General features: G+C 68.2%; 24 protein-coding genes. 17 read left to right on the top strand and 7 right to left on the bottom strand.

Going from position 1 to position 25,951, the window contains the following annotated elements:
* The 3 genes from KBI5_RS07240 to KBI5_RS07230 form a co-directional block, all read left to right on the top strand.
* Positions 1-761 (top strand): histidine kinase (locus KBI5_RS07240; protein WP_241882722.1); only part of this gene is annotated, 761 nt, incomplete at its 5' end.
* Complete coding sequence (locus KBI5_RS07235) at positions 752-1,471, top strand: response regulator transcription factor (RefSeq protein ID WP_011434560.1); 720 nt, start codon at positions 752-754, stop codon at positions 1,469-1,471. The genes KBI5_RS07240 and KBI5_RS07235, both read left to right, overlap by 10 nt.
* A 237-nt stretch (positions 1,472-1,708) precedes the next feature.
* Positions 1,709-3,076: a citrate synthase gene (locus KBI5_RS07230; RefSeq protein WP_085014749.1), complete on the top strand. Its 1,368-nt coding sequence runs from the start codon at positions 1,709-1,711 to the stop codon at positions 3,074-3,076.
* A 103-nt stretch (positions 3,077-3,179) separates the two neighbouring features.
* Here KBI5_RS07230 and serC read toward each other — a convergent pair whose 3' ends face one another.
* Both serC and KBI5_RS07220 read right to left on the bottom strand, forming a co-directional pair.
* Positions 3,180-4,304 carry a phosphoserine transaminase gene (gene serC / locus KBI5_RS07225; protein ID WP_085014747.1) on the bottom strand — a complete coding sequence of 375 codons (1,125 nt, stop codon included), beginning with the start codon at positions 4,302-4,304 and terminating at the stop codon, positions 3,180-3,182.
* Positions 4,297-5,406 carry a citrate synthase 2 gene (locus tag KBI5_RS07220; protein ID WP_085014746.1) on the bottom strand — a complete coding sequence of 370 codons (1,110 nt, stop codon included), beginning with the start codon at positions 5,404-5,406 and terminating at the stop codon, positions 4,297-4,299. The genes serC and KBI5_RS07220 overlap by 8 nt, the downstream gene beginning before the upstream one ends.
* 394 nt (positions 5,407-5,800) lie before the next feature.
* Between KBI5_RS07220 and KBI5_RS07215 the strand changes: the two genes are divergently transcribed.
* The 4 genes from KBI5_RS07215 to KBI5_RS07200 all read left to right on the top strand — a co-directional run bounded on the left by KBI5_RS07215 (position 5,801) and on the right by KBI5_RS07200 (position 9,596).
* Positions 5,801-6,196: a toll/interleukin-1 receptor domain-containing protein gene (locus tag KBI5_RS07215; RefSeq protein ID WP_085014744.1), complete on the top strand. Its 396-nt coding sequence runs from the start codon at positions 5,801-5,803 to the stop codon at positions 6,194-6,196.
* A 116-nt stretch (positions 6,197-6,312) separates the two neighbouring features.
* A complete protein-coding gene (pdxH, locus tag KBI5_RS07210) occupies positions 6,313-7,116 on the top strand; it encodes a pyridoxamine 5'-phosphate oxidase (protein ID WP_035729252.1) in 804 nt (267 codons plus the stop codon).
* A gap of 924 nt (positions 7,117-8,040) precedes the next feature.
* Positions 8,041-8,841, top strand: coding sequence for a hypothetical protein (locus KBI5_RS07205; RefSeq protein ID WP_085014742.1), 801 nt, complete (start codon positions 8,041-8,043; stop codon positions 8,839-8,841).
* A gap of 20 nt (positions 8,842-8,861) precedes the next feature.
* Positions 8,862-9,596 carry a L,D-transpeptidase gene (locus KBI5_RS07200; RefSeq protein ID WP_198537564.1) on the top strand — a complete coding sequence of 245 codons (735 nt, stop codon included), beginning with the start codon at positions 8,862-8,864 and terminating at the stop codon, positions 9,594-9,596.
* 72 nt (positions 9,597-9,668) lie between these two features.
* Here KBI5_RS07200 and KBI5_RS07195 read toward each other — a convergent pair whose 3' ends face one another.
* Positions 9,669-10,319: a UdgX family uracil-DNA binding protein gene (locus KBI5_RS07195; RefSeq protein WP_011434551.1), complete on the bottom strand. Its 651-nt coding sequence runs from the start codon at positions 10,317-10,319 to the stop codon at positions 9,669-9,671.
* Positions 10,320-10,528: 209 nt separating this feature from the next.
* Here KBI5_RS07195 and KBI5_RS07190 point away from each other — a divergent pair, with 209 nt between their 5' ends.
* From KBI5_RS07190 to KBI5_RS07180, 3 genes are all read left to right on the top strand, one after another.
* The gene (locus tag KBI5_RS07190; RefSeq protein ID WP_241882721.1) at positions 10,529-11,599 is read left to right on the top strand and encodes a hypothetical protein; all 1,071 of its coding nucleotides are present in this window, start codon (positions 10,529-10,531) and stop codon (positions 11,597-11,599) included.
* Positions 11,600-11,858: 259 nt separating this feature from the next.
* Positions 11,859-12,194 (top strand): hypothetical protein, encoded by a 336-nt coding sequence (locus KBI5_RS07185; RefSeq protein ID WP_085014750.1) that lies wholly within the window; start codon positions 11,859-11,861, stop codon positions 12,192-12,194.
* 27 nt (positions 12,195-12,221) lie between these two features.
* The gene (locus KBI5_RS07180) at positions 12,222-13,400 is read left to right on the top strand and encodes a PHB depolymerase family esterase (RefSeq protein WP_085014737.1); all 1,179 of its coding nucleotides are present in this window, start codon (positions 12,222-12,224) and stop codon (positions 13,398-13,400) included.
* Positions 13,401-13,428: 28 nt separating this feature from the next.
* Here the strand turns inward: KBI5_RS07180 and KBI5_RS07175 are convergent, their stop codons facing one another.
* Positions 13,429-14,112 (bottom strand): hypothetical protein, encoded by a 684-nt coding sequence (locus KBI5_RS07175; protein ID WP_085014736.1) that lies wholly within the window; start codon positions 14,110-14,112, stop codon positions 13,429-13,431.
* 1,114 nt (positions 14,113-15,226) lie between these two features.
* On the opposite strand from KBI5_RS07175, the gene mscL reads away from it, so the two are divergent.
* Positions 15,227-15,622 carry a large conductance mechanosensitive channel protein MscL gene (gene mscL / locus KBI5_RS07165; protein ID WP_085014733.1) on the top strand — a complete coding sequence of 132 codons (396 nt, stop codon included), beginning with the start codon at positions 15,227-15,229 and terminating at the stop codon, positions 15,620-15,622.
* A 139-nt stretch (positions 15,623-15,761) separates the two neighbouring features.
* The gene (locus tag KBI5_RS07160) at positions 15,762-17,501 is read left to right on the top strand and encodes a trypsin-like peptidase domain-containing protein (protein ID WP_085014732.1); all 1,740 of its coding nucleotides are present in this window, start codon (positions 15,762-15,764) and stop codon (positions 17,499-17,501) included.
* A 1,047-nt stretch (positions 17,502-18,548) separates the two neighbouring features.
* On the opposite strand, the gene KBI5_RS26160 is transcribed toward KBI5_RS07160, so the two are convergent.
* Positions 18,549-19,271, bottom strand: a complete 723-nt coding sequence (locus KBI5_RS26160) for a hypothetical protein (RefSeq protein WP_157902450.1) — start codon at positions 19,269-19,271, stop codon at positions 18,549-18,551.
* A gap of 547 nt (positions 19,272-19,818) precedes the next feature.
* On the opposite strand from KBI5_RS26160, the gene KBI5_RS07150 reads away from it, so the two are divergent.
* Together KBI5_RS07150 and KBI5_RS07145 are read left to right on the top strand one after the other, a co-directional pair.
* Entirely contained in the window at positions 19,819-21,189 is a 1,371-nt protein-coding gene (locus KBI5_RS07150) for a DUF222 domain-containing protein (RefSeq protein WP_347272473.1), read from the top strand.
* Positions 21,190-21,310: 121 nt separating this feature from the next.
* A complete protein-coding gene (locus KBI5_RS07145; RefSeq protein WP_023840606.1) occupies positions 21,311-21,667 on the top strand; it encodes a hypothetical protein in 357 nt (118 codons plus the stop codon).
* Here the strand turns inward: KBI5_RS07145 and KBI5_RS07140 are convergent.
* The gene (locus tag KBI5_RS07140; RefSeq protein WP_035729259.1) at positions 21,646-21,981 is read right to left on the bottom strand and encodes a type II toxin-antitoxin system VapB family antitoxin; all 336 of its coding nucleotides are present in this window, start codon (positions 21,979-21,981) and stop codon (positions 21,646-21,648) included. The genes KBI5_RS07145 and KBI5_RS07140 overlap by 22 nt on opposite strands.
* 324 nt (positions 21,982-22,305) lie before the next feature.
* Between KBI5_RS07140 and KBI5_RS07135 the strand changes: the two genes are divergently transcribed.
* From KBI5_RS07135 to KBI5_RS07125, 3 genes are all read left to right on the top strand, one after another.
* Positions 22,306-22,488: a hypothetical protein gene (locus KBI5_RS07135; RefSeq protein ID WP_035910939.1), complete on the top strand. Its 183-nt coding sequence runs from the start codon at positions 22,306-22,308 to the stop codon at positions 22,486-22,488.
* Between the two features lie 133 nt (positions 22,489-22,621).
* The gene (locus tag KBI5_RS07130) at positions 22,622-23,869 is read left to right on the top strand and encodes a pyridoxal phosphate-dependent aminotransferase (protein WP_011434540.1); all 1,248 of its coding nucleotides are present in this window, start codon (positions 22,622-22,624) and stop codon (positions 23,867-23,869) included.
* A 61-nt stretch (positions 23,870-23,930) separates the two neighbouring features.
* Positions 23,931-25,562, top strand: coding sequence for a hypothetical protein (locus KBI5_RS07125; RefSeq protein WP_241882720.1), 1,632 nt, complete (start codon positions 23,931-23,933; stop codon positions 25,560-25,562).
* On the opposite strand, the gene KBI5_RS07120 is transcribed toward KBI5_RS07125, so the two are convergent.
* The coding region (locus tag KBI5_RS07120; RefSeq protein ID WP_085014724.1) for a hypothetical protein at positions 25,504-25,951 on the bottom strand (448 nt) is incomplete at its 5' end. The two genes, KBI5_RS07125 and KBI5_RS07120, sit on opposite strands and share 59 nt — an antisense overlap.

The following is a 25,951-nucleotide window of genomic DNA, read 5'->3' as shown; positions in this document are numbered from 1 at the left end:
CGGTGACGACCTCGTCGGGCGCGCCACTGGCGCTGATCTCCGCCACCGCCGCCCAGGAGCGCAACCGCGACCTGGTCACGGTCGCCCTGCAGGCCAGCGCCATGGCGCTGGAGAACGCCCGGCTGCACRCCGCCGTGGCCGCGCAGTTGGACGCCGTACGCGCCTCCCGGGCCCGCATCGTGGAGGCCGGCCTGATCGAACGGCGCCGCCTCGAGCGCGATCTGCACGACGGCGTCCAGCAACGGCTGCTGGCCCTCGCCACCAGACTGGGACTCGCCCGGACAAAGACCTCCGACCCCGATACGATCTCTGCCATCGAAGCCGCTCGCGAGGATCTGCATCATGCTCTCCAGGACCTGCGCAGTCTGGCCCGGGGAATCCACCCGGCCATGCTGAGTCAGGGTGGGCTGCGCCCAGCCCTGGAGGTGGTGATCGAGCCCCTCCCCGTCAAGGTCGAGTTCGACATCCCGACCGTCCGGTTCGAGCCGATCCTGGAGGCCGGCGCCTACTACACGATCTGCGAGGCGCTGACGAACACGGTCAAACACGCCGGGGCGGCCCAGGTCCGGGTGACGGTCCGGTGCGTGGACGGCGGCATCCTGATCGAAGTCACCGATGACGGTAAGGGCGGTGCCGTCGTGGTCGAGGGTGGCGGGCTCGCGGGTCTCACGGATCGGGTACGTGCGCTCGGCGGCGACCTGAGCATCGTCAGCCCGTCCGGCGGCGGCACCCGGCTGACTGCGAGCATCCCGTGCGGGTAGCCGTCGCGGACGACTCGGCCCTGTTCCGCGAGGGGCTGGCCATGCTGCTGGCCGCCGCGGGAGTCGAGGTCGTCGCGCAGGCCGGGACTGCGGACGAGATCATCGACCAGCTCGCCGGCAACCGGCCCGACGCCGTCATCCTGGACATCCGGATGCCTCCGACGTTCACCGACGAGGGGCTGATAGCGGCCGAGACGATACGTGCGGCCCATCCCGCGATGGGCATCCTGGTGCTGTCCACGTACGCCGAGACGCCGTACGCGCTGCGGCTGCTGGGCGACGGGGGCGGCGGCATCGGATATCTGCTCAAGGACCGGGTGGACGACATCACCGCGCTGCACGACGCGTTACGCAGGGTGGTCAGCGGCCGGCTCGTCGTCGACGAGGAAGTCATCGCCGGCCTGTTGGCCCATCGCCGGCGGGCCGACGAACTGGAACGCCTCACCGCCAGGGAGCGGGCCGTGCTCCGGCACATGGCCGAGGGACGATCGAACCAGGGCATCGGCGCCAAACTCCATCTGGCGCCGAAGACCGTCGAGAACCACGTAGCCAACGTCTTCACAAAGCTGCGGATGCCGGCCTCCGCGGACGACAACCGTCGGGTGCTGGCCGTGCTCGCCTGGCTCCGAGCCACCGGCGGCGAGGCCGGCGGCGAGGACCGCTCCTCGCTCTGCGAGGAGCGGTCCACCCGGTTGGGCGAGCCGCGGTGACCATCGAAGCGTGATTCCAACCCCGAGCRCAGCCACGGGAGACTCTGTCCCACCGGGGGTGGTGTAGCACACGTGGGACGGAGCTCACCGATCACGGGCATGTGCAGGCACGAACGGCCAAACTTGGGAACAACCATGTGAGCCAGCGAACCGGCGTGAGCGCTCCGTACCCGGACGCGCGCCCCGACTTGGGCTAGTGCCGTCATTGCGGCACCGCCACAGCGAGAGGAGCCCGGCGTGTCCGAGCAGGTCAGCACACTGACCGTCACCGACAACCGCACCGGAAAAACGTATGAGATACCGGTTACGGACGGCGCGGTACGTGCGAGTGCGTTTCGCTCGATCAAAACGAGCGACGACGACTTCGGGCTGATGACGTACGACCCCGCCTTCACGAACACGGCGAGCTGTAGGAGTGYGATCACCTACATCGACGGTGACGCCGGCATCCTGCGCTACCGCGGCTATCCGATCCAGGAGCTGGCGGAGAAGAGCAGCTTCCTCGAGGTCGCCTACCTGCTCCTCGCCGGCGAGCTTCCCTCCGCCGAGGAGCTGTCGACCTGGGAAGACGAGATCACCCATCACACCCTGGTCCATGAGTCGATCAAGAAGTTCATCGACGGCTTCCACCACGACGCGCACCCGATGGGCATGCTGGTCTCCACGGTAGGTGCGCTGTCGACCTTCTACCCGGACGCCAAGACGATCGACGACCCGGGGCTGCGCCGGCTGCAGATCGTCCGCCTGATCGCCAAGATCACGACATTGGCGGCGTTCTCCTACCGGCACTCGGTCGGTTTCCCGTACGTCTACCCGGACAACGACCTGTCCTACGCCGGCAACTTCCTCAACATGATGTGGAAGRCCACCGAGCTCAAGTACGAGCCGGACCCCAACCTGGAGCACGCCCTCGACGTGCTGTTCATCCTGCACGCCGACCACGAGCAGAACTGCTCGGCCAACGCGATGCGCGCGGTCGGCAGCTCGCAGGCGGACCCGTTCTCGGCGGCCGCCGCCGCGATCTCCGCGCTCTACGGTCCGCTGCACGGTGGCGCCAACGAGCAGGTGCTGCGGATGCTCTCGGAGATCGGGTCGGTCGAGAACATCCCCGCCTTCATCGCCCAGGTGAAGGACGGCAAGAAGAAGCTGATGGGCTTCGGCCACCGGGTCTACAAGAACTACGACCCGCGGGCCCGGGTGATCCGTCAGGTCGCCGACGAGGTCTTCAAGGTCACCGGCACGAACCCGTTCCTCGACCTGGYCATGGAGCTGGAGCGGATCGCGCTGGAGGACGAGTACTTCGTCGCGCRCAAGCTCTACCCAAACGTCGACTTCTACACCGGCATCATCTACCAGGCGATGGGCTTCCCGGTAGAGATGTTCCCGGTGCTGTTCGCCATCGGCCGGATGCCGGGATGGYTGGCGCAGTGGGAGGAGGGTCTACTCGACCCCGAGCAGAAGATCGCCCGACCGCGCCAGCTGTACATCGGCTACGACCAGCGGTCGTATGTCCCGATAGACGACCGTAGCGGGGTCGGGGACAGCGGGATCGACCCGATCGCGGCCCAGGCGGCCCAGGCGGCACCGGAGCGCCCGCTGCGCTGACCGGATGCGGCCCCACCGGGGCCGCGGCGTCTCCCGCGGCCCCGGCCCTTGTGGTTGGCCGGCGGCTCCCGCCGGTTCCCGGCGCCTACAGGTGCTCGACCACCTACAGGTGCTCGACCACGTAGTCGATGCTCGTGGTGAGCGCCTCGACGTCGGCCGGCTCGACCGCCGGGAAGCAGGCCACCCGCAGCTGGTTGCGGCCGAGCTTGCGGTAGGGCTCGACGTCGACGACACCGTTGGCGCGCAGCACCTTGGCCACGGCGGCGGCGTCCACCCCCTCGAAGTCGACCGTCACGACGACCTGTGAACGCGCGGCCGGGTCGGCGACGAACGGTGTCGCGTAGGAGGTCTTCTCGGCCCAGGTGTAGAGGATGGACGACGATTCCGCGGTCCTCCGCACGCACCAGTCCAGCCCGCCCTGGGCGAGCATCCACTCGATCTGGTCGGCGAACAGGAACAGCGTCGCGACTGCCGGGGTGTTGTAGGTCTGGTCCTTGGAGCTGTTGTCCCGGGCCRTGGTGAGATCGAGGAACGGCGGGATCCACCGGTCCGTCGCGGCGATCTCGGCGAGCCGGTCGATCGCCGCCGGGGACACGAGCGCCGCCCACAGGCCGCCGTCGGAGGCAAAGCTCTTCTGCGGCGCGAAGTAGTAGACGTCCACCTCGCGCACGTCGACCGGCAGCCCRCCGGCCCCCGAGGTGGCGTCGACCAGGTGCAGGGCGCCGTCGTCCRCACCCACCGGCCGGCGGACCGGACGGGCGACACCGGTCGAGGTCTCGTTGTGCGGAGTGGCGTAGACGTCGATGCCCGCCTCCGGCGCCCAGTCCGGATGCGTACCGGGCGGCGAGGAGATCACCGACGGCGCGGCCAGGAACGGCGCGCCCTTCGTCGTGTCGGCGAACTTGCCCCCGAACTCGCCGAAGACGAGGTGCTGGGAGCGGGTCCGGACGAGGTTGAAGGCTGCCGCGTCCCAGAAGGCGGTGGCGCCGCCGATCCCGAGCACGACCTCGTAGCCCTCGGGCAGGGAGAACAGCTCGGACAGGCCTGCCCGCACCCGGCCGACCAGGCTCTTGACCGGCTTCTGCCGGTGTGAGGTGCCGAGGTAGGTCGCCCCGCTCGTGGCGAGGGCCTCGACCGCCTCGGGACGGATCTTCGACGGGCCACAGCCGAACCGGCCGTCCCGGGGACGCAGCCGGTCGGGCAGYACGATCGCGGGAGCGTCAGCCACGGCTGACCCCCGGCAGAACGTCACCGAGCGGGCGCGGAGCGGGGCCCACGTACCGCGCGGACGGGCGGATCAGCCGCCCGGTGCGTTGTTGTTCCAGGATGTGGGCACTCCAGCCGGCGGTGCGGGCACAGGTGAACATGGACGTGAACATATGGGCCGGCACCTCGGCGAAGTCCAGCACCACCGCCGACCAGAACTCGACGTTGGTCCGCAGCGGGCGATCCGGGAACCGATTGGTCAGCTCCTCGATCGCGGCGGCCTCCAGCGCCTCCGCCACCTCGTAGCGGGTCGAGCCCAGGTCACGAGCGGTCCGGCGCAGCACCCGGGCCCGCGGGTCCTCGGCGCGGTACACCCGGTGCCCGAAGCCCATCAGGCGCTCCTTGCGGTCCAGGGCGCGGCGGACGTAGCCGAGGGGGTCGCCGGTGCGCTCGACCTCGTCGAGCATCGCGAGCACCCGGGACGGAGCACCGCCGTGCAGCGGACCGGACAGCGCACCGACGGCAGCCGACAGCGCCGCCGAGGCGTCCGCGCCGGTCGAGGCGACCACCCGGGCGGTGAACGTCGAGGCGTTCATGCCGTGCTCGGCGGCCGAGACCCAGTAGGCGTCCACGGCCTGGACGTGCCTGGGATCCGGTTCACCACGCCAACGGATCATGAACCGCTCGGTTATCGTCCGGGCCCGGTCAACCTCCTTCTGCGGCACCGCCGGCTGACCAAGGCCCCGCGCGGACTGGGCGACGAACGACAACGCCACGACCGATGCCCGGRCAAGATCGTCCCGTGCCTGCTCCGGGGTGATGTCGATCAGCTGGCCCAGGCCCCAGTAGGGCGCGAGCATCGCGAGCGCGCTCTGCACGTCCACCCGGATGTCACCGGAGTGCACCGGGACCGGAAAGGGCTCGGCCGGCGGCAGTCCGGGCTCGAACGCCCCGTCGACCAGCAGCCCCCAGACGTGGCCGTAGTCGACCTTGCCAACAAGGTCTTCGATGTCGACGCCGCGGTAACGCAGCGCGCTACCTTCCCTGTCCGGCTCGGCGATCTCCGTCTCGAAGGYGATCACACCTTCCAGACCGGGCTTGAAATCGCTTGTTTTCTCGGCCATCGAGTCCGGATCTCCGCTTCTGTCTCTTGGTCCCACCGGTTCTGTCTCTATGGTCCCGCCGGCGGCCCGTCCGCGTCCTGCTTCGTCGGTGCTGCTCCGTCCGATCCTGCCGTGAGGCCTCCCAGCGCGCCAGGGCGCAGGTGCCCCGCGATGCTCCATCCAACCCTTATCTGGGGCCGACCGCGCACAGACCGACGCACCGGGCAACGCGAAACCCATAAAATATGACGTAAGTCACAGCAGTTTTATCTATCATATTACTATTTATACGAATATGCCGAAAGTCGTGAATGGAAAGTTTGGTCAACTGAGATCATTCCGCGCTACGGTCGGGCCTCGTGCCTGGAACGCCTGACCGGCGGCAGTCACGCAGCGCGAACACGACGGGAGGATCATGGCGTTCGTCTTCATCAGTCATCGCGCAGCGGACATCKCACCCGCCGAACGGTTGGGCCGSGCGATCGGCGCGGCGGGGCACGCGGTGCACCTGGACCGTTGGGAGATACGCATCGGCGACACCGTGTCCATGTTCATGAATGAGACGCTCGCCGTCGCCGACTTTCTCGTGCTCGGATACTCAACGTTGGGAATCCACACGCCGTGGATCGTCCAGGAATGGYTGCCCGCGCTGGCCGATGATCTCGCCGCTCGCGGTATCACCCTGCTACCAGCATTGTTGTCGGGGTCGTCGGGCGGCGACGCGCCATATCGGCTGGCCGGCCGACGGTGCACCGACCTCACGGTTCGCTGGGACCTCGGCGTCCGCGAGATCCTGGCCGAGCTCTCCTGACCGGGACGACGGACCCTGGCCCGGCGGGATCACTCTCGGGGCCGTCCCGCTGGGGTGCGCGGCCTGCCTGGCAGGATCGGGGCGTGGCCCCAGCCTCCGCTGCCGACGAGCCGCCGGTGGGCGGTCCGGACCCGGACGTCCCCGATCTGGACGTCCCCGATCCCGCCCTGCTCCGCCAGGGCTACCGCGCCGGTCGTCTGGAGCCGGAGCATCTCGCGCCGACCTGGGTCGAACAGTTCGCCGCCTGGTTCATCGACGCGGCCACCCCCGGGGTAGGCGTTCCGGAGGCCAACGCGGCCGTGTTCGCGACGGCATCCGCCGCTGGGCGGCCCAGTGCCAGGACCGTGCTGCTCAAGGGGTTCGACCAGCGGGGCTTCGTGATCTACACGAACTACGCCTCGCGCAAGGGCCGTGAGGCCACCGAGAACCCCTTCGGCTCGCTGGTCTTCCCCTGGTACGCCCTCGAGCGCCAAGTCGTCGTCATCGGATCGATCGAGCGCGTGAGCCGGGCCGAGACGGAACGCTACTTCCAGTCGCGTCCGCATGGTTCGCAGCTCGGCGCCTGGGCCAGCCACCAGTCGACGATCATCGAGTCCCGTACGGTGCTCGACGACCGCGCCGCCGAGCTCGCGGCCCGTTGGCCCGAGGGCACCCGGGTGCCGACACCGGAGTTCTGGGGTGGGCTACGCATCGTGCCGGACACCGTGGAGTTCTGGCAGGGCCGCGCGGACCGGCTGCACGACCGGCTGCGGTACCGGCGGGTGTCGGTACCGGCCGACGGCGGCGGCACGGACTCCCTCGCCGTCGCCGACCCGGACGCCACCGGTGTCCGGGTCGGCGATGCGGGCGGCGGCGATGCGGGCGGCGGCGTCCCGACCGCGGCCGAAGATCTCTGGGTCGTCGAACGCCTCGCCCCTTGAAGTCTCGCCGATCTTGGGAGAACTTTGGCTGAGGGCGCGTACACAAATCCACAGGTGCCGGCTCCGGTGGCTCTGGCTGGGCCCCGTCCTCGCATCGAGAAGACCCTGCCTTCTGGGCGCTCTCCGTTGTAGCTGTGACTACTGTTCTCGTTCCCGTGCTACTGGTCCACGGCACCGGACAACGAAATGCTGACGCGAGTGAACTGAGGTGCGGCCCGTTTCTCGGACACCAGCAAGATCATCCGTAACTCGTAGCTGCGGGACCTCATCCAGGACCACCTCGCCATACGGTGGAGGCCGGAGCAGATCTGCCAGGCTCTGCGGGCACGGTTCCCCGGGCTCCAGTGTGTTGAGCTGGTGGCCGTTTGATCCTGCCGCCTGGGCGTGTGAGGGCGGGGCCGGGAAAGCAGTGATCAGGACGCCGGTCAGGTCAGGAATCTGGCCTAAACCGCGGAGAACAAAGGGATTTTCGTTGGTCTTCTCGTCGACGTCGACCTGTGTCAGGAGCACGCCGCAGGCGTGGGCGAGGCCTTCGGGCAGGTGCACGTGGCGGCTGCCGTGCTGGGGGCGCATCGTCGTTCCATCTACCGTGAGCACGCGCCGTACCCGGCCCGCCCGCCATGTCGGGCGGTGTGGGGCGGCGTCGAGGGCCGCCAGTGAGCCTGGATCCAGGCTTCGGCAGCTCTTTCCAACGCCGCCCGGTGCGGGCGTCCCGGGCCCATTCCCCTTCCCTGTCGAACATGAAGTGTCGAGAACTCCATGATCGACAAAGGGGTCGCGCCCGTCCTCCGTCCCTCTTCGACCCAACAGTTCCGCTACGCCGGACCCGGCCCGCCGGGGACGAACGGCGCGTTGCTACCTTCTTGGCTGCAATCGCTCCTGCCCGCAATCAACGTGCTCGGCACACGTCGAGGAGACGGATTTATGCGTATCACCAGAATGCGTGCCGCGGTGGCCGGCGTTCTCGGCATGGCGACCATCGCACTGGCCTCCCCGGCGCTCGCCGAAACTCCGGAACCGTCGCCCACCGCCATCGCGACGGCCACGGCCGCCGTCACCCAGTCGAGTCCGTCCCCCCTCGTCTCCGACACCCCGACGGCGACCCCGAAGACAGGGCCGTTGGCCGGCCTGGACTCGGCGGGCAAGCCGACCGGGTCGGCCGGCCCGACCGCCACTGCGAGCCTCGATCCGAGCGCCACGCCGAGCGCCACGCCCACCGACGCCGCGGCTCTGATTCTGGACGCGACGGCGAGCGYGGCGTCCTCCGCGACCCCGACCAACGGCACCGGCAAGCCGACACTCGATGGTTTCCTCGACCTGCTGCCCTTCAAGGTCCCGCTGGACAAGCAGATCAACAGCATCGACGACATGGACGTCAACCCGTTGTTCCTCACCTTCACCTGCGACGGCTCCGTCCCCTCCTGGAAACTGAAGAACACCGCGGACAAGGCCTTTGGATTCGGCTGGTTCGACACCAGCCTGCACGGCGGGATTCTGGACATCGGGCCGAAGCAGACCGTTGACCTCCCCTCGAAGGCACTCGCGGTAATCGGCTCCCCCTGGGACGCCAAGACCAAGGTTCTGCTCGTGACCGTGCCGACGGTCGGTGTCTCCAACTGCACGGGCGGATCGGCCCCGCCGCCGCTCGCACCGCCCGCTCCGCTACCCGTCGCGGTGCCCGCCGCCACGAGCGCCGTCCCGGCCGATCCGCACTACACGCGATGAGCTCCGGACCTGGTCCCAGGATGGCCGCGGGCGCCCTCGCGGCCATCCTGGGTGGCGTCGTGCTGACCGGCTGCGGCGACGGCGCCAGGAACGCATCCACCGATCTCTCCCCGCAGGTGCGCAACCAGCTCGCCGCCGCCGCCGGACTCGGCCAGGGAAAGAGCACCGTGGTCACGGCCGTGGGTGCCAGCGTCGACGTCTACAGCGCCCCGACCGACACCCAACCCTCCTCCACTCTGGCCAGTCCGAATGAGAACGGCGTCAAGCGGGTCTTCCTCGTCCAGGCCAAGCTGTCGGGATGGTGGCAGGTACTGCTGCCGGTGCAGCCGAACGGCAGCACCGGATGGTTGAAGGCGGACCAGGTCACCGCGTCCGAGACGCCGTACCGGCTGGTTGTCTCCCGCAGCAGGCACCGACTCCAGGTGTTCAGCAACGGGACGCAGATCGCCGAGGAGCCGGTGGGGATCGGCACCGCCGACACCCCGACGCCGGGCGGGCGTTTCTATCTCATGGAGCTGCTCAAGCCGCGTGATCCGAACGGTCCGTACGGGCCGTATGCCTTCGGGCTCAACGGCTTCTCGACATCACTCAGCTCGTTCGGCGGCCACAAGCCGGTCATCGGCGTGCACGGGACGAACGAACCAAAGCTCATCGGCAAGGACGTCAGCCACGGATRCATCCGCCTGAGCAACGACGCGATCACCAGACTCGCCCAGACCGTTCCCCTCGGCACGCCGATCGACATCGTCGCCTAGACGAAGATCGTCACCTAGACGAAGATCGGTAACGAGGCCCTTCCCGGTGGAGGATCGCCGGGCCCGGACGGACTATGCGTCCACCGAGGCGGACGGGTCCATGGTGGGACGGGCCGCCACGGCGATCCGCAGATCGTTGACGAAGCCGGCGTAGACCTCGTCACGGCGGGCGGGATCCGCCCGTAGCACCGCACTGGGATGCAGCGTGGCGAGCAGCTGAGCCCCGGAGCCTGCCGGCCCGGGGAGCAGCCGGCCACGCATCTTCGTCACCCGGAACGACGGTCCGAGCAGCGACATGCCGGCCGTAGCCCCCAGGATCACGACGATCGCCGGCCGAACGAGGTTGAGCTCCGCGGATAGCCAGGGACGACACGCGGTGACATGCCGCAGGTCCGGGGTCTGATGGATCCGCCGCGGACCGTTGCCGGTGCGATACCGGAAGTGCTTGACGGCGTTCGTCGTGTACACCTCGGCACGGTCGAGTCCCACCTCGCCGAGGGCCCGGTCGAGCAGCTTGCCGGCGGGGCCCACGAACGGCACACCCCGCCGGTCCTCGATGTCGCCCGGCTGCTCGCCGACGAGGGCGAGCCAGCTATGCGCGGGGCCGACCCCGAAGACCGTGCGGGTGCCGGGCAGTTGTGCGAGGTCGCATCCCTGGCAGTCGGCGGCGGCCGCCGCCAGGGTCGGCAGGTCCGCCCGTGGTGGTATGTGTACGGGCTGCATGCTCATCCACCGATTCAACCGGACGGGCCCTCGCCCGTCCGCACGAGCCCTGGGAGACCCGGTGTGCCGGGAACCCGGTGCCGGGGGTGCCGGGGGTGCCGGGGCCGGATATCTGGCCCCCGGCGGTCGGGGCAAACCACGGGACCACCCCCACAAAATAGCGGCGTGTCATCATTCAACTACACAGCGTTTGCTGTTGTGYTGTACGGGTGACGCTTGCCGTGGAGTGGGATCGGGGCTTCTCCGACGCCTGGTCGCAAATCGCCGCGACAGCCCCGAAAATTGGCCTTTTCCTCGCGATCTGTCTGCTCGGTTGGCTGTTGGTTCGGGCGGGTACGCGCCTCGTCACCCGGTTGACCGAACGCRCCGGCCTGGATCGGATCATCGATCGCGCCGGCCTGCCGCGGCTACTGCACCAGCCGGCCCCGAGCGTGCGTGCGGGCGGGCTGCGGGTGCTCATGGGCATCGGCCTGCTCGGCGTGCTGCGGATCGCGCTGGGGGTCTTCGGACCGAACGCGGCCGAGGACACCGTGACCGATCTACTCGCTCTGCTGCTCCACACCCTGCTCGCGACGCTGGTCATCATGATCGGGGTCGGCCTCGGCCGGGTCGTCCGGACCTTCGTCACGGAGGCACTACGCGACCTCGCGTACGGACGGGCGGCCGGCAACATCGTGGCCACCGTGCTCGTAGTCGCCTTCGGCAAGGCGGCGTTGGACGAGGTGGGACTCGCGACGTYGGTCACCACACCGCTCCTCTGGGCGATCCTGGCCTCCCTCACCGGTGTGATCGTCGTCGGCGTGGGAGGCGGCCTCATTCGACCCATGCAGATCCGATGGGAGGAGATCCTCGATCATGTCGAGGACACCGCCGCCGAGGCTCGGGCGAAGTGGCACGATCGCCGCCCCACCACGGTGCCCCAGGTATCGTCGGTCTCTCACCGCCCGTCCACACCCCACGGCTTCCCGGGTCCCGCCGGTCCCACCGGTCCCCCGAGCCCACACACCTCCCGGGGACACGCAGACTCCCCGGGACACACAGACTCCCCGAGGCACACAGACTCCCCGAGGCACGCAGACTCCCCGGGACACACAGACTCCTCGGCACACGCGCCGAAACAGCCGCTGCCACCGCCGGCCGTCGCCTCGCCCCGACCCCCGATCCCGCCACCGGGTGAGGGACCACTGTCCAAAACCGGCTCCTCCGAACGACCTCCACCGTCCGCGGTGGACGAGCCCCCGCCGACCGCCGACCGACCGCTTCCGGGGGGACCCACGTAACGTGTGGTCCGTTCCCCACGTCCCGGTCGCGTCGACCGGTGGATGTGCGTTCGGCGAACTGCGGCGCGTTCGGGCCCCAGGTGGGGCACTCTGGAAGAGGACGGACGGTAAAAGTCGGTCACTGACCTCGACCACGCATATCGCCCTGACCCGGACACCTGACCCAGCCAGGGGACCCCGCCGGATCGGTCCGCATGTGGCCGATCCTCACGGCGGAAACCTCATCAACGTCACGAGTGGCGAGCGGAGGGACATCTCGGTGGACGAGCTCTCGGATATGGAGCGCTCCCGACTGCTCCTCGGCTGGCTGGCGGCGCGGCGTGYCGTGGACAACTGTCTGTCGGACCTGCTCGCCGCCGGTCCCGCCGGGGAGCGGCGGGTACGCGAGTCACTCGCTCTCGTGGACGATCTGGAAAGCCGCGCCCAGGAGGCGTTCGACCGTTACCGCACGGCCGCGGAGAACACGGAGGCACGGTCATCGGGCCGCTGGGTACCTTCCGACGCGGATCGTCCCAGACTCAATGTGGTCCGCGCCCCCGAAGGCGATCTCGCTCGTAGTAGATCGAACACGAAGAGCAATCACCGACACCGGTGACGCCCGGGGCGCTGGACGCGCGTCAGAATGGCCCTCGTGCCAGCCGTCCGTCGCCGCCGCGTCGCCGCGGCCTGGCTCCTCGCCCTCCTGGTTCCCCTTCTGCTGACGACGTCCGGCTGCGGCGTGCTGGAGGGTCCCCGACGTGGTCATGTGGTCCTGGCCGCCACCCCCGCGCCGACCACGGGTCCCGATGCATTCGAACGCTCCGGACGGGGCGCCCACATCCGGGTGACCCTGCCCCCGTCCGACGCCCCGAAGCCCTATCCCCTGCTCGTGGCGCTGCACAGCCTGTACTACGACGGCACGGATCCCGAGCAGCACTGGGACCTGGACGGCCTCGCCCGTACCGCCGGCCTCGCCGTCGTGTACCCGGACGGCCTCAACAGGGCATGGAACGCTGGAACCTGCTGCGAACCCGCCGTGACCAACCATACCGATGACGTCGGCTRGCTACGCGCGTTGATCGCGCATCTCAGCGAGCACTACCCGATCGACCGGAACAGGGTCAGCCTGATCGGTCTGTCCAACGGTGGCATGCTGGCCTACCGGTACGCCTGCGAACACGGAGACGAACTCGCGGGCATCGCCGTCGTGGCGGCCAGCCGTCAGGTGTCGGACTGCCATCCGGGCGCCCCACTGACCGTCGTGGACGTCCACGGCGGGGCGGACGGCCATATCCCCTACCAGGGGACCCCCTGGTCGCCGGTGCTACGGACCGCGATCACGTCGGTCGAGGAGAGCATGATCCCGTTCCGGTCGGTGGATCGCTGCCCCGTCCCGAGCCGGCCTACGGACACTGTCCTCACGGATTCGGCCGGCGTGCCATGGCACGCTCCGGTGGCATCACCGTCCGCGCTGAGCGTTGGAACGGATGCGGACGTGGCCGCGCCCGTCGCCGTGCCCCCAGTGCACCCGGCAAGCGCGCCGGTGAACCCGGCAAGCGCGCCGGTGAACGCCGCCCCGCGGGTCCTGATGCCGAGTGCCGTCCCGGGTKTGCCCGCGAATTCGACCGCAGTGACGTCACCGGCCGTCGCCCTGCGCAAGGAGACCCCCTGTGCCTCCTCGGCCCGGGTCGTGCAGTTCCTGCTGCCCGCCTTGGCCCACGGCTGGCCGGCCGTCTCCGGACCGGCCGCCTTCGCCACGGGCAGGGTGATCTGGAATCTGCTGGCTCCGGCCCGTTCCGCGCGGCCCGGCCCACGGATGTGACCCATGACGGCCAGCCGGCGGGGACGGATCAGGCCGGCGCGAACGACGACCGCAGTGCGCCCATCAGCGTGTTGAGCGACGCCAGGACGTTGGTCGACACTCGCGCGATGAGCACGTACACGGCACCKGCCACCGACACCGTGCGCATGAGGTAGGAGACCCGCTGCCCCTCCCGGTCGTACGAGCCGGCAAGTTCCTGGGTGGGCTGATCGCTGGTGTCCGTCGCCGGACCGGAATGGTCCCTGGTCAGACCGGGGACCGTGTTGAACTCGGCGGACTGGACCTGCGTGAGCGCTGCCACCGGATCCTGCACCGCGACCCGGGCCACCCCGATCATCTGCGGTCCGTACTCCGAGACGGTGCCGGGCTCGCCGTAGAAGATGCCGGTGTTGTCGCGCCGCTGCTTCCACACGGGCGGGTGGGAGAAGGTGGCCTTCTGCACAGTGTCGGTGAACGAGGTCCAGTCCGCCGGCACCGCGATCTGGCCCGCAGCCGCCTGACCGCCAGCTGCCTGACCGCCAGCCGCCCCTGTGCTTGGGCTGGGCGCGGCCGCTGCGGGGCCGCCGGACAATGCTGCCGTCGGCGCCGGGGCCGCATTGGCGGTCCGGCCGCTGGGCCGGACCTTTTCCCAGACGGCACCGGCCCCGACGCCCACCCCGAGTGCCACGGCCAGCACCACCAGGGCCACCCCGACCCGATGCAGGAAAGGCATGGTGTCGGAATCACGATCTCCCTGTCGGGAATCGCGAGCGTCGTCATCGTCGGGGAAATCGGCTGTGCCCGCGGCGGAGGCCAGGCTCCCCGAGCGACGCGCCGCGACCCGCTGATCGGCTCCGAACCGCGCCGGACTCGGCCGGCTCCGCCCCGCGCCCGGCGGGTAAGCCTCGGGCCGACCGGGCCGACCGGGCCGACCGGGCCGACCGGGCCGACCGGGCCGACCGGGCCGATCAGGATCGGTGCGGTCGGCATGGCGTCGGTCGAGTCCGAGGTCGTCGCCGGCATCCCTGCCGTAGGGCATCCGCGGGCCTGTTCCACCGTCTCTCATCCCGGCGCCGCYGGTCGGCGGACCGCCTGTGGAGGCACCGTCGGCCCGACGTGTCGGCATCGCCGTTCTGGCCCGCGGCAGACCGACCTCATTCTGCCGATCCGGTCCACCTCGTGGAGCCGACCTTCCATCGGTAGCCCATCCGGGTGGTCGACGCCCGGGAGTGGAACCGGGTGCGGGTGCGGGAGTGGGAGTGGAACCAGGAACGGCTCGGGACCGCGGGCTCTCAGCCCGAGCGGTCCGAGCGGTCCGAGCGGGCGGGACGAGCGCCCGGCGCATCGAGGTGCCGGTGGACGGGGAATCGATATCCTCGGGCTGTATCGAACTGCCCTGACGTGGACTGCCATGGCCGGGATCGCCATGGCCGGGATCGCCATGGCTCGCCGGTACCGGGTGGTAGGGCCCGGTCACCGGGCCCGCGGCGTCATATGGCCCGGTCGGAGGGCCGTAGCCGCTAGGCCGCGGATCCGGCCCCGCTGGTTGGTACGRCTCCATCGAGGGACCCCTGCCGCTCCCCTGATAGTAGGGAGACTGCCGGTCGTCGTCGTCCCACTCGGTCCGTCGCACACCGTCCGTCACCAGACGACCTCCGATCCCGAGCTCCGCTTGCGTCCACCCGTGCCACCGGTGTACCACGGCGTTGCGTCGACGTTGCGCGAGCTTAGTTGACAGTAGCCCCCCGAAGGCGTAARGGGATCGGCCAGGCACCTCGCCGGTCACCCACTGATCTGCGTCGATATCCYCCCATGTCATCAGGCACATATTTCAGGGGGGACGCCACATGAAGGGCTTCAGGCAGTTCCTGATGCGAGGGAACGTCGTCGACCTGGCGGTCGCGGTCATGGTCGGCACCGCCTTCACCRCAGTGGTGACGTCGCTGGTGAAGACCATCTTCACCCCGCTGATCGCCGCGATCTTCGGCAAACCCGACTTCTCGGCCCTCACCTTCACCATCAACGGCAGCGTGTTTCGGTACGGCGAGTTCATCAACAGCGTCATCGCATTCCTCTCAGTCGCTACAGTGATCTACTTCGTGGTAGTACTCCCCCTGAACACCATCAACGAGCGGCGGACGCGGGGGCAGGTCCCGCCGGAGGAGGACCCGGCACTCACCGACGAGGCACGCCTGCTCACGGAAATTCGTGATCTACTGGCGGAACACCGTCCCACCGGCTGACCCAGCTGACCCAGCCGGGCCGGGCCGGGTCGGCCCGGGTCGGGCCGACCCGGCGCGGCGCGGCTCCACGCCGGATCGCTTACCCGAACGTTGGTCGGCATTCAGGAATCGCTCAGGCTTTCAAGGGAAAGTGCCTACCATGACACCGCGTCTCCCCTTCAGCAGTAGCGCCGAGGCCGCCCCCGGGGGCGGCGGCAGGGAGGGGTCCGGCGCCGGGCATGACYCCCCCTCCCCCTGGGCTCCGCCCATCGGCAGCGCGGCCGGGACACCAGCCGGCCAAGCTCACCCGGCTGGTCCCGCCAGCTCCGAACCCGACCTCCCGGCGGGCCCGCCTTCCCGTCCGCCCGGCTCGCCGTACAGCCAACCGCCGGCGCTGGGGCCATCCTCCGGCCAGCATCCTCAGTATCCGAATCCCCATCCCCCGCATGGGGATCCTCGTCCGTATCCGGATTCTCCGTACCCGGCCGGGCCGTCCCAGGCCAGCCAGCAGCAGGCCGCGTTCTCCGCGGGAAGCCCACCTCCGGCGGCGCCGCCCGGCGGCCCGTGGGGACCACCTTCAGGCCCGCCACCCAGTGGTCCCGCTGCCCCGAGAGCTCTGAACGGCGCGGCCGGCCCCGCGGGCCCCCCCGCGGGACCCCCGACCGGAGGGCATTCCTGGGGACCGCCGTGGAGTTCCCCGAGCGACGCCGGCTCGCCACCCGCCCAGGACCTCTACGGCAACGGGACAACCATGGCCGCCTCGCCGCCTTGGCGCCGACGGCGGCTCGTCGCCGCCGGACTCGCCATTGCCCTGGTCTCAGCTGGTGTAGGTGGCGGTGTCGGAGCGCTGGTCGCCGATAACAACGGGGGGCAGACCATCGTCACATCCGCCGGTCTGCACAACACCGTGGACAGTTCCGGTGGAACGTCGCCGGCAGCCGCGAACACCGTGTCGGCCGCGGCGCAGAAGATCCTGCCGAGTGTCGTGACAATCTCCGAGGAATCGAGCAGCGAGTCGGGCACCGGCTCCGGCACCATCATCCGTTCGGACGGGCATATCCTGACGAACAACCATGTGGTCTCGGGTGCCGCGAACGGCGGTTCGCTGACGGTCACCCTGCAGGACGGTCGTACCTTCGATGCGCAGGTCGTAGGCACGGATCCGAGCTCGGACCTCGCGATGATCAAAATCAATGCCACCGGTCTCACTGCGGCCACGTTCGGCAATTCCGACACGCTGAACATCGGGGAACTGGTGGTAGCGGTCGGCAGTCCGCTCGGGCTGAACGGTACGGTCACGTCCGGCATCGTCAGTGCCGTGCATCGCCCGGTGCGCACCGGGGATTCAACCGTGCGGGATCAGCAGAACACCGTGCTCGACGCAATCCAGACCGACGCATCGATCAACCCCGGTAACTCCGGTGGTCCGCTGGTCAACAGTCGCGGCGAGATCATCGGCGTGAACAGCGCGATCGCGACCGTGGGTGGTGGAAGTCCCTTCGGTGGTGGCCAGCAGTCCGGCAACATCGGCGTCGGTTTCGCTATTCCGGGCAACTATGCCGAGTCGGTGGCCACCCAGTTGATCTCCACGGGAAGCGCCCGGCACCCGTACCTGGGCGTCAGCGCCTCCACCGCGGAGGAGAACACCCGCTCCACCGCCTCCAGCGGCAACGGTGCACAGATCCGCTCCATGGTTCCGGGTGGACCCGCCGAAAGGGCCGGCCTTCGCACCGGCGACGTCATCACGAAGGTCGGCAACCGTGCCGTCAACGACGTCGACTCCCTCATCGCGGCGGTCCGGTCCCACGCCATCGGCGACGAGGTGGAAGTGACCTATACCCGTGATGGACAGAGCGGCACCGTCAAGGCCCGGCTCGCCCAACAACCACCGGCATCCTGAGCTATGTCCCGACCCGCAAGAAGCATGGTGCCATCCGGCGGAAGGCCGCGAATGGCCGGTCCGGTTCCGAACGCCGGTTCCGCCGAATTGATGACAGATTTCGACTTATACTCATTGAAGGCAGATTCGTCCATGGCGGATTGGTCCCGTCTCCGACGGGACATGGCCACCCTGCCGTGGGACCTACCAGGCAAAGTAACCAGCCGTAGTCGATGAGGATCAAAGTGCGACGGCATCAGTAGTCAAGCGTTATCGACTGTCGAATCGGCGACAACAAAATCTTCACGACGTTCACCCGCTGCGGGGGACGAACTTCTAGCATTGGGACTGCCTCACCGGGCTACCGATGGGGCGATGCCGGCCCGTTCCGGGGCCGCCGCTAGTCCCCGGGGAGAAGCTGAGTATGGACGACGACGCGGACCTGGTGGCCCGTGTCCGACGTGGTGACCGACAGGCGTTCGACGATCTCTACGATCTGTACGCCGATGATGTCTTCTCGATGTGCCTGCTGATTCTGGGCGATCCCACCGTGGCCCGCGCAGCGGCCGGGACGGCGTTCGCCCTCGTCGCCCGCACTCGTCTAAATCCTCTGAGCGATCCCACCCGGCTGCGGTCCTGGCTACTCGAGCTTGCTCGAGGAAGCGCTCTGGCCTGGTCTGGATCGCCCCAGGCGCGCAGCATCCCGGTACCCCATGGAGTCTCGCCCGAAGAGCTCCTCGCCGGTGCCGTGGTTCCGGCGCCAGCGAGTCTGCGGGTCGGCCTCGCGCGCACCTTCGATCGCGCCGCTGTCGCGGCTGTAGCCGCAGCCTCAGCCGCCAGTCGGCGGGCAGCGGCAGCGGCAGCGGCAGCCGATACTGAGAGCGAAGTCGGCGAGACCACCAAGGAGACACCGAAGGTCAATCTCGTCAAGGTACCGACGGCTCCACCCAGCGGTGACAGGTACGCCGACGCCGAGAAAACCATCATCGCCGCCACCACGCACTCCGTGCGTGTACTCCCGCTCATGCGCATGGACTCCGACAACGACCTCACCGACGCACCGCAGACTCATGCTGGCCGCGGCAGCGCGGGATGGCGCAGGCGGTCGGCGGTGGCAGTCGCCGCGGTGACGGCCATCGCCGTCGCCGGCCTCACGGCGGCCATGAACTGGCCCACCTCCGATGCCCAGCTRCTGTCGGAGGACGAGCCGAATATCACGCAGGTGACGCAGGGGCAGGTGACGCAGGYACCGACCCCGGACGCGATACGTCCGCCCATGCCTGCGGCCGCACCCAGCAATGCGGCCGCGACGTCCTCGACAGTCGTCCCGACGGTTGCCGGAGCGTTTACCAGCCGGGCTGCATCGCCCGGAGGCTTGGAACCACACCTCATGGAGCCCATCGCGCGACAGGTCAGCAAGCCCTCGCCCTCCGCCACCCACCGTCCCGACCCTGCTTTTGTCAAGACGCCTGCGACATCGCCTCCGTCCTCGCCATCCACCGCCCCGGCGCCACGCACGCCGACGACGGAGCCACCGACCACGACTCCTACACAGCCGCCAACCACGGCTCCATCGCCAGCCAGCAGACCCACGACGGCACCCACCAGCACCCCACCCTCGACGACACCGACCGGGGTGGACGCTCCGACGCCGACGTCCCCGCCGAGTGGCAACCCCGGGAGCCCAAGTACCGGACCTGCCCCCAGCAGTTTCTCCACCGGAGGGACAAGTTCACCCAGCACGGGCGGCTGGATCACCAGTACGATCACAATACCGCTGCCCATTTTCATCTAGTCTTCTCTCTCTAGTACACATTGCACAACAATGTGGGTACGGGCATACTCAAAAGCTGCCAGGTCGAGAGACGTTAAAAGGCCCGAGATCCGCCGAGTGCCGATACTCGGYCTAGAAGGGACTGCGGTTCGGTCCCGGACCCGTCGGCGCCATAATCACGCATTGCCCACGCAGGGTCCCCGGCCCCGTTCTCCGCCAGTATGTCGAAAAGAAATATGCCGCAGAGTTTCTCGCCGATGAGCTGGCATAATTGGYTACCTCTCACGGAAGATCATCACCGTGTTCTGGCTGTGCTCGCGTACTTGAAATCCCGCGCACTTGAAAGGATGACAGGAGCCAACCGAACACATGGTCGATTCTGCGTCACACTCGCCACGGCGTCAACCCCTACGCCCGTCGAGGAAGACCGCACCGCGGAACAGCGCATGACTTGCGGCTGTGGCGACCGCATCCTCAAGCAAACAGAATTCTCGATGTCGCCCCCGCTGACGATCTATAACGCGATCTACGCTGAGATGGTTCGCCCACCAGACGCGGTTGACGATGGTCCCATCGCGCGCCATAATCGAACACATGTTCGGTAAAGATCTGGAGACGGTTCCCCTCCCTGCCCTCGAGACGGAACTCTGCAGCTGGGCGGGTCGACTGGCTGCCGCCACCTGCCGTTGGCTGATTCTGCTCGCTGCCTTCGATCGCCGCAAAGGTTGGTCCGCCAGCGGCATGCCGACCTGCGCGCACTGGTTGTCCTGGCGGTGCGGACTCGGACTTCGCGCCAGCTACGACTACCTTCGAGTCGCCCGAGCACTAGAACTCCTTCCCCTCATTCGCGAGTCCTTCTCCAAAGGAGAGATCTCCTATTCAAAGGTTCGGGCTATAACACGTGTCGCCGAGCCGGAGACGGAAGCAAGGTGGGTTGAGCAGGCCGCACAGTGCACAGCGCAGAAGCTCGAGAGACTCGTGTCCTTGCATGCCAAAATCAATCATGATCAAAAAGATGAGAACGGGGGGCGCGACGAAGATGGCCCGAACAATACGCGGTGCTCTTGGCGGTGGAACGAAGATGGAACATTTTCACTGTCCGTCCGCCTCGATCCAGCCCGTGGTGCGATCATTGAGAGCGCTCTCGTCATGGMCATGTCAAGCCTGCACGACTCCCGAGACTCTAACCGGGAAGATTCTTCCACGACATCCGATGYCGAGGGCTCGATCAATGACACCTCGATAACACACGCAGGTCCTGAGATGAAAGCCGATGCCTTGACGGCTATGTCCGAATCTTTCCTCTCCACCGGCRCTCCCACGCTGATGAGCTCCACATCTCACACGATAAATGTACACATAGATATTGATACACTTATCGGTTCAAGCCGAGAGAACCATGGATCCCCCCTCCAGCGACATGAAGGGAATGGACTGAATACCCGAAGGTGTGATATGAAGGACCATATCCCCGTTCTACCGAACGTCGTTCGAAGACTGTCCTGCGACAGCCTCCTTCGGACACTTATTATAGACTCCMAGGGAAACCCTCTCATGCTGGGTCGCACCCGCCGAAACCCAACCACGAGATTGCGGCTAGCAATTTATGCACGCGACCGAGGGGTATGCCAGTATCCGGGCTGCCATCATACCCGCTGGCTCCAGGTACATCATATGAAGGAATGGGCATCCGGAGGCGGAAATACAGATCTTGATAATCTCGTTCTGATCTGCTCCCTTCATCATCGGACTATTCATGAAAGGCGGATTGTTCTGCAGCGCGGACGCGACGGTTCGATTGTCGCCCGCCATCGTGACGGAACGCTGATGCAGCAGGCGCCACGGCTGCATCTGGGTCCGGATCTGTTGGAGCTCCTCAGCGATAACACCTCAGCCGCGCCAGCTGAGACCGTCCCGACAAGACGAGTAGCCTGAATTACCCCCAGGGGGTATGGACATGATCCAAATGTCTGCCTCGGCGTACCGCGACCCGATGGGGGGGGACACGAGAGCCGATGCTCAGCTACGAACGGGATGCCCGTAGGCTCCCAACCTTGTGAGCCCCATCCTCGCGCCCGGACGAGCTGGGAACTTCATCCGAGCCCTGTTCATCATCCTGCTGCTTGTGCTGCTGATGCGGACGGTGTATCTGATGTGGTTCTTCCGCACCCCCGCGTGGACATCACGACCGGACGAGATCCGCTACTGCGGCGGATGGTACAAGCGTTCAGACGAGCTGGACATCGCAGGAAGCCGTGCACGCCAGATGGCAGGTGGCAGCCTCAAGGAGGTCAGGCGGTCACCGGTGTTCCGCCCGATCATGGCGTACCGTCCGACATCAGACTGTCCGCGCTACCTCTTCGCCAGGGTCGGCAAGGACGTCTTCGTCATCTACCGCGCCGCCGACGACTGAGCCGGACCGGTCAGGGCCGGGCCGGTCAGAACGTAGACGCGGGCGTGTATGGACGTGCGCTGCTGCAGCGCGGCCCGTACAGCACGGTGCAGGCCATCCTCCAGGTAGAGGGCTCCGTCCCACTCGACGACGTGAGGGAAGAGGTCACCGTAGAAGGTCGAGTCCTCATCGAGGAGAACATCGAGTGCGAGCACTCGCTTGGTGGTGACGAGCTGGTCAAGCCGAACCTGGCGAGGGGGAATGGCCGCCCAGTCCCGCTGGCCAAGGCCGTGCTCGGGGTACGGGCGACCGTCTCCGACCAATCTGAAGATCACCGGCACCTCCTCCTCGAGGGCGAGACATTCTCCGACCACGACAGCCTAGAATCCCCGCCCCTCCTATAAGACCCCGGTGGCCCCGCAGCATCGAGCCGCGTGGACACCCGGACCACGGCTGCAGGTCAGATGCCCCCAGCTGGCACCCCTTCTCCCGATCTCACAGCCAGGCATGACTTAAGTAAGCTTAACCTGATGYCAAGGAGATTCCATGGACGACGTCGTGYTCTGCCCGCCTCCAGACGCCGGTCGACGCATCGACCTCTCCACGTGTGCGCTTGCCGAACCGGATCTGATCAGTGCGTATTCACCTGATCTCACCAGATGCCGCAGCTTGCCCGGCACGGGAAACCTGCGGCGACCGGTGACAAGATTGCCGGAGTGCAGGTGACCGGAGTGCAGGTGACTCCAGCTCCATCACAGGTCAAGATCGGTCTCATCGATACGATCGATCTCAAGGCGAATATCGTCAATCTTCGTGCCAAGGAGCGGCACGGCTCTCGGTGACCGGACAGGGATCAGCCGATCAGGCCGGACGAGCACGCAACCGTCGAGTTCGGAGTCACTCCCTCGGGGTGAACTCGCCGGCACGCCRCCGACCGGTCGAAAATCCGCTGGACAGCCCACCTACCCTGGGCAGATGGAGTTCACCCAGTCCGACAAGCTCGCCGACGTCTGCTACGACGTCCGTGGGCCTGTCCTCGACGAAGCGACCCGGCTGGAAGCTGCGGGGTCGCGCATCCTCAAGCTGAACATCGGCAATCCCGCGCCGTTCGGCTTCTCCGCACCGCCGGAGGTACTCGAGGCCGTCGTGGCAAACCTTGCGGATGCACAGGGTTACAGCGACTCCAAGGGACTACTCGCCGCCCGGGAAGCGGTCGTGCGCTATCACCTCCGCAAGGGGGTCACCGGCATCGACCCCGGCGGGGTCTACCTCGGCAACGGCGTCTCCGAACTGATCATGATGTCGTTGCAGGCGTTGCTCAACAACGGCGACGAGGTGCTGCTCCCCGCGCCCGACTATCCACTGTGGACGGCCGTGGTCAGCCTGTGCGGTGGCCGGCCCGTGCACTACCTCTGCGACGAGTCCGCCGGCTGGGCGCCCGACCTCGACGACATCGCCGCCAAGGTCACCCCGCGGACACGAGCGATCGTCGTCATCAACCCGAACAACCCGACTGGTGCCGTCTACGACCGGCAGGTGCTGGAGAACATCGTCGAGGTCGCCCGCCGCCACCACCTGATGCTGCTGTCCGATGAGATCTACGACCGGATCCTCTACGAGGACGCCGAGCACATCGCGACCGCAGCGCTCGCGCCGGACCTGGTCTGCATGACCTTCAACGGGCTGTCGAAGTCCTATCGGCTGGCCGGGTTCCGGGCCGGGTGGATGGTGATGTCCGGTCCGCGCGGCCACGCCTCGAGCTACATCGAGGGAGTGAACATCCTCGCGAACATGCGCCTGTGCGCCAACGCGCCCGGGCAGTTCGCCACGGTCGCCGCCCTCACGGAGGACGGCGGCGCAGGGGACCTCGTCCTGCCCGGCGGCCGGCTGCGCGAACAACGAGACACGGTCGTGAAGCTCCTCAACGACATCCCCGGGGTGTCGTGCGTCCCGCCGCGGGGGGCGCTGTACGCCTTCCCCCGGCTGGACCCCGCCGTCTACCCGATCCGGGACGACGAGCGCTTCGTCCTCGATCTGCTGTTGGCCGAGAAGATCCTGCTYGTCCAGGGCAGCGGCTTCAACTGGCCGCATCCCGACCATGTCCGGATCGTGACCCTGCCCGCGGTGGACGATCTCACGGACGCCATCGGCCGGATCGATCGCTTCCTGGCCTCCTACAAACGCCCCTCCCAACAACAGTGCCCCTCCCAACGACGGAACTGACGGAGYAATCGACACCATCGGGGAGGTTGTCCACAGGACGCCAGTGTCCTGTGGACAACCTGTGGAAAAACGGCATGGCGACGTCCTGCTCGTGGGTCTACTGGTCGCCGCCACGATCGGGGTGCAGATCGCGCTGCGAGCCCGGATCGATCGTCCGCTCTGGTACGACGAGCTGTGGCGCCCGCACTTCGCGGGGGAACCGTGGCCGACGTTCTGGTCGGAGCTGACGGCGGCCAACACCCCGTCCTCGGTCGGCTCACTGGCACTGACCCGGCTGACCGGGACCATCCTCGGCTGGCACAGCTGGTCGCTCCGGCTCGTCGGAGCGGGAATCTGGCTACCGCTTCTCGCTACGGGCGGCTTCCTGCTCGCGCGGCGGTTCACCGGCCGGGTACCGGCCGTGGCCGCCACGGTGACGACCGCCCTCGCCGGCACCGTCGTCGACACCGGCACGCAGCTCAAGCCCTACGTCCTCGATGCGGTGGTCACCCTCGCGGTGGTCGCGCTGTGGACGGGACAGGCCACGCTCCCACGCCGGACCGCGGCCGGGGCGCTGGCGCTGCTGTCGCTGCCAGCGGTGTTTCTGCTGGTTCCCCTCGCTGGCTACGACCTGGTCCGCGCGGTGCCCCGACGCACCGTGGTGCGCACCGCCGGACGGGTGGGCCCCGCCCTCCTCCTGACCGGCACCCACATGATGATCTTTGTGGCGCACCAGTCCARCCAACGGGCGAGCCATTTCTGGGACGATCACTTCCTCGCCGGTCGAGGGATCCTTGGCGGCCTGCGGTTCACGCTCGAACAGACCGGCGCGATTCTCGGTGGCGTCCCGCCCGGGATCGACCGTTATGACCCCAATCTGGTGCACTCCCTCCTCGAGGGGCATCGCCTCCCGACGCTGCTCGTCGGGACGGCCACGGCGGTTGCGCTGGCGCTCGGAGTCCGGGTACTGCGCCGGCGCCCCGACGGGATGATCCTTATCGTCGCCTTGGTCGGCGCCGAACTGCTCCAACTCGCGGCCAGCGCCGGACGCTACTGGCCCTTCGGGGCCTGTCGGACCAACCTGTTTCTGGTTCCGTTGCTCACCATCATCGTCGCGGTCGGCGTCGCCGACCTGGCCCGCACGGCCCAGACAGCCAGGCTGGTTGGGCCGGCGCGGCTTCCCGCGGCCGTCGGCCTGATCGCGCTGGCGGTGATGCCGGTCTGCGCGGTCGGCGGGACCGTCACGCTATGGGACGAACGCCACGATCCCCGTCCGATCGAGGCCATGGTCGACGCGACGATCGCCGCCCGCGCCGAGTATCGGGCGGGCGATCTCGTCATCGTCGGCGGCCGACTGGCACGGGCGGGCTGGCTCTACGCCATGGACCTCAGCGACGACGCATCGTCCGGGGAACCGCCGGTCGGGCCCCGGGTACCCCGATCGGCGACGACCTTCCTGAGCGTGATCGGGAAGGACGGCGCGGACGGCGCGGACGGCGCGATCCGCAGCCGCCCGCAACCGCCGAACCGGATCCTGCTGTTCATCCTCGCCTACGACCTCCGGGGCACGGCCGCCGAACTCGCGTCCCTGCGGCAGGCCGGATGGTGTGAGCAAGAGATCCGGACCTTTCCGCTCACCGGCACCCTGCACGGCCTCACCCGCTGCGCCCCGACGCCGCGGGGGGACTCGCGGTCGCCATCGGCTGTCCGATGAGAGCGGCCAGTGCCCCCCATTCCCGGTCACCGTCCGCCAACGACGCCGCGATGCGCTGCTGCAGCACGCCGACCTGGATCCGGGTGCCATCGAAGAGCTGCTTGCAGGACGCCGCAGCGGCGGCGTAGTCCCTGCCGCCGGCATCGAACCGCGCCTGCGCGGCCACGGTCGGCGGCACCGGCGCGGTCAGCGCCGCCTGCGTGTCGGTGCCGAGGGAGACACAGACGGGCTGCAGGGAAGCGCCGTCCTGGGCGGCCAGATACGCCCGGGCCGCCGCGACGTCCGTGGCGACCCGGGCCCGCAGACCCTCGCTGCCGTGGTACCAGGAGGCCAGCTCGGCAGAGTCGTTCGCGGTGGACACAGAATCGCCAGCGGTGGACACAGAATCG

Origin of the sequence: Frankia sp. KB5 (assembly GCF_002099325.1) — a bacterium.
Classification (GTDB): Bacteria; Actinomycetota; Actinomycetes; order Frankiales; family Frankiaceae; genus Frankia; species Frankia casuarinae.
The sequence above is the reverse complement of the archived record's forward strand: the minus strand, read 5'-3'. Positions and strand labels throughout refer to the sequence as shown.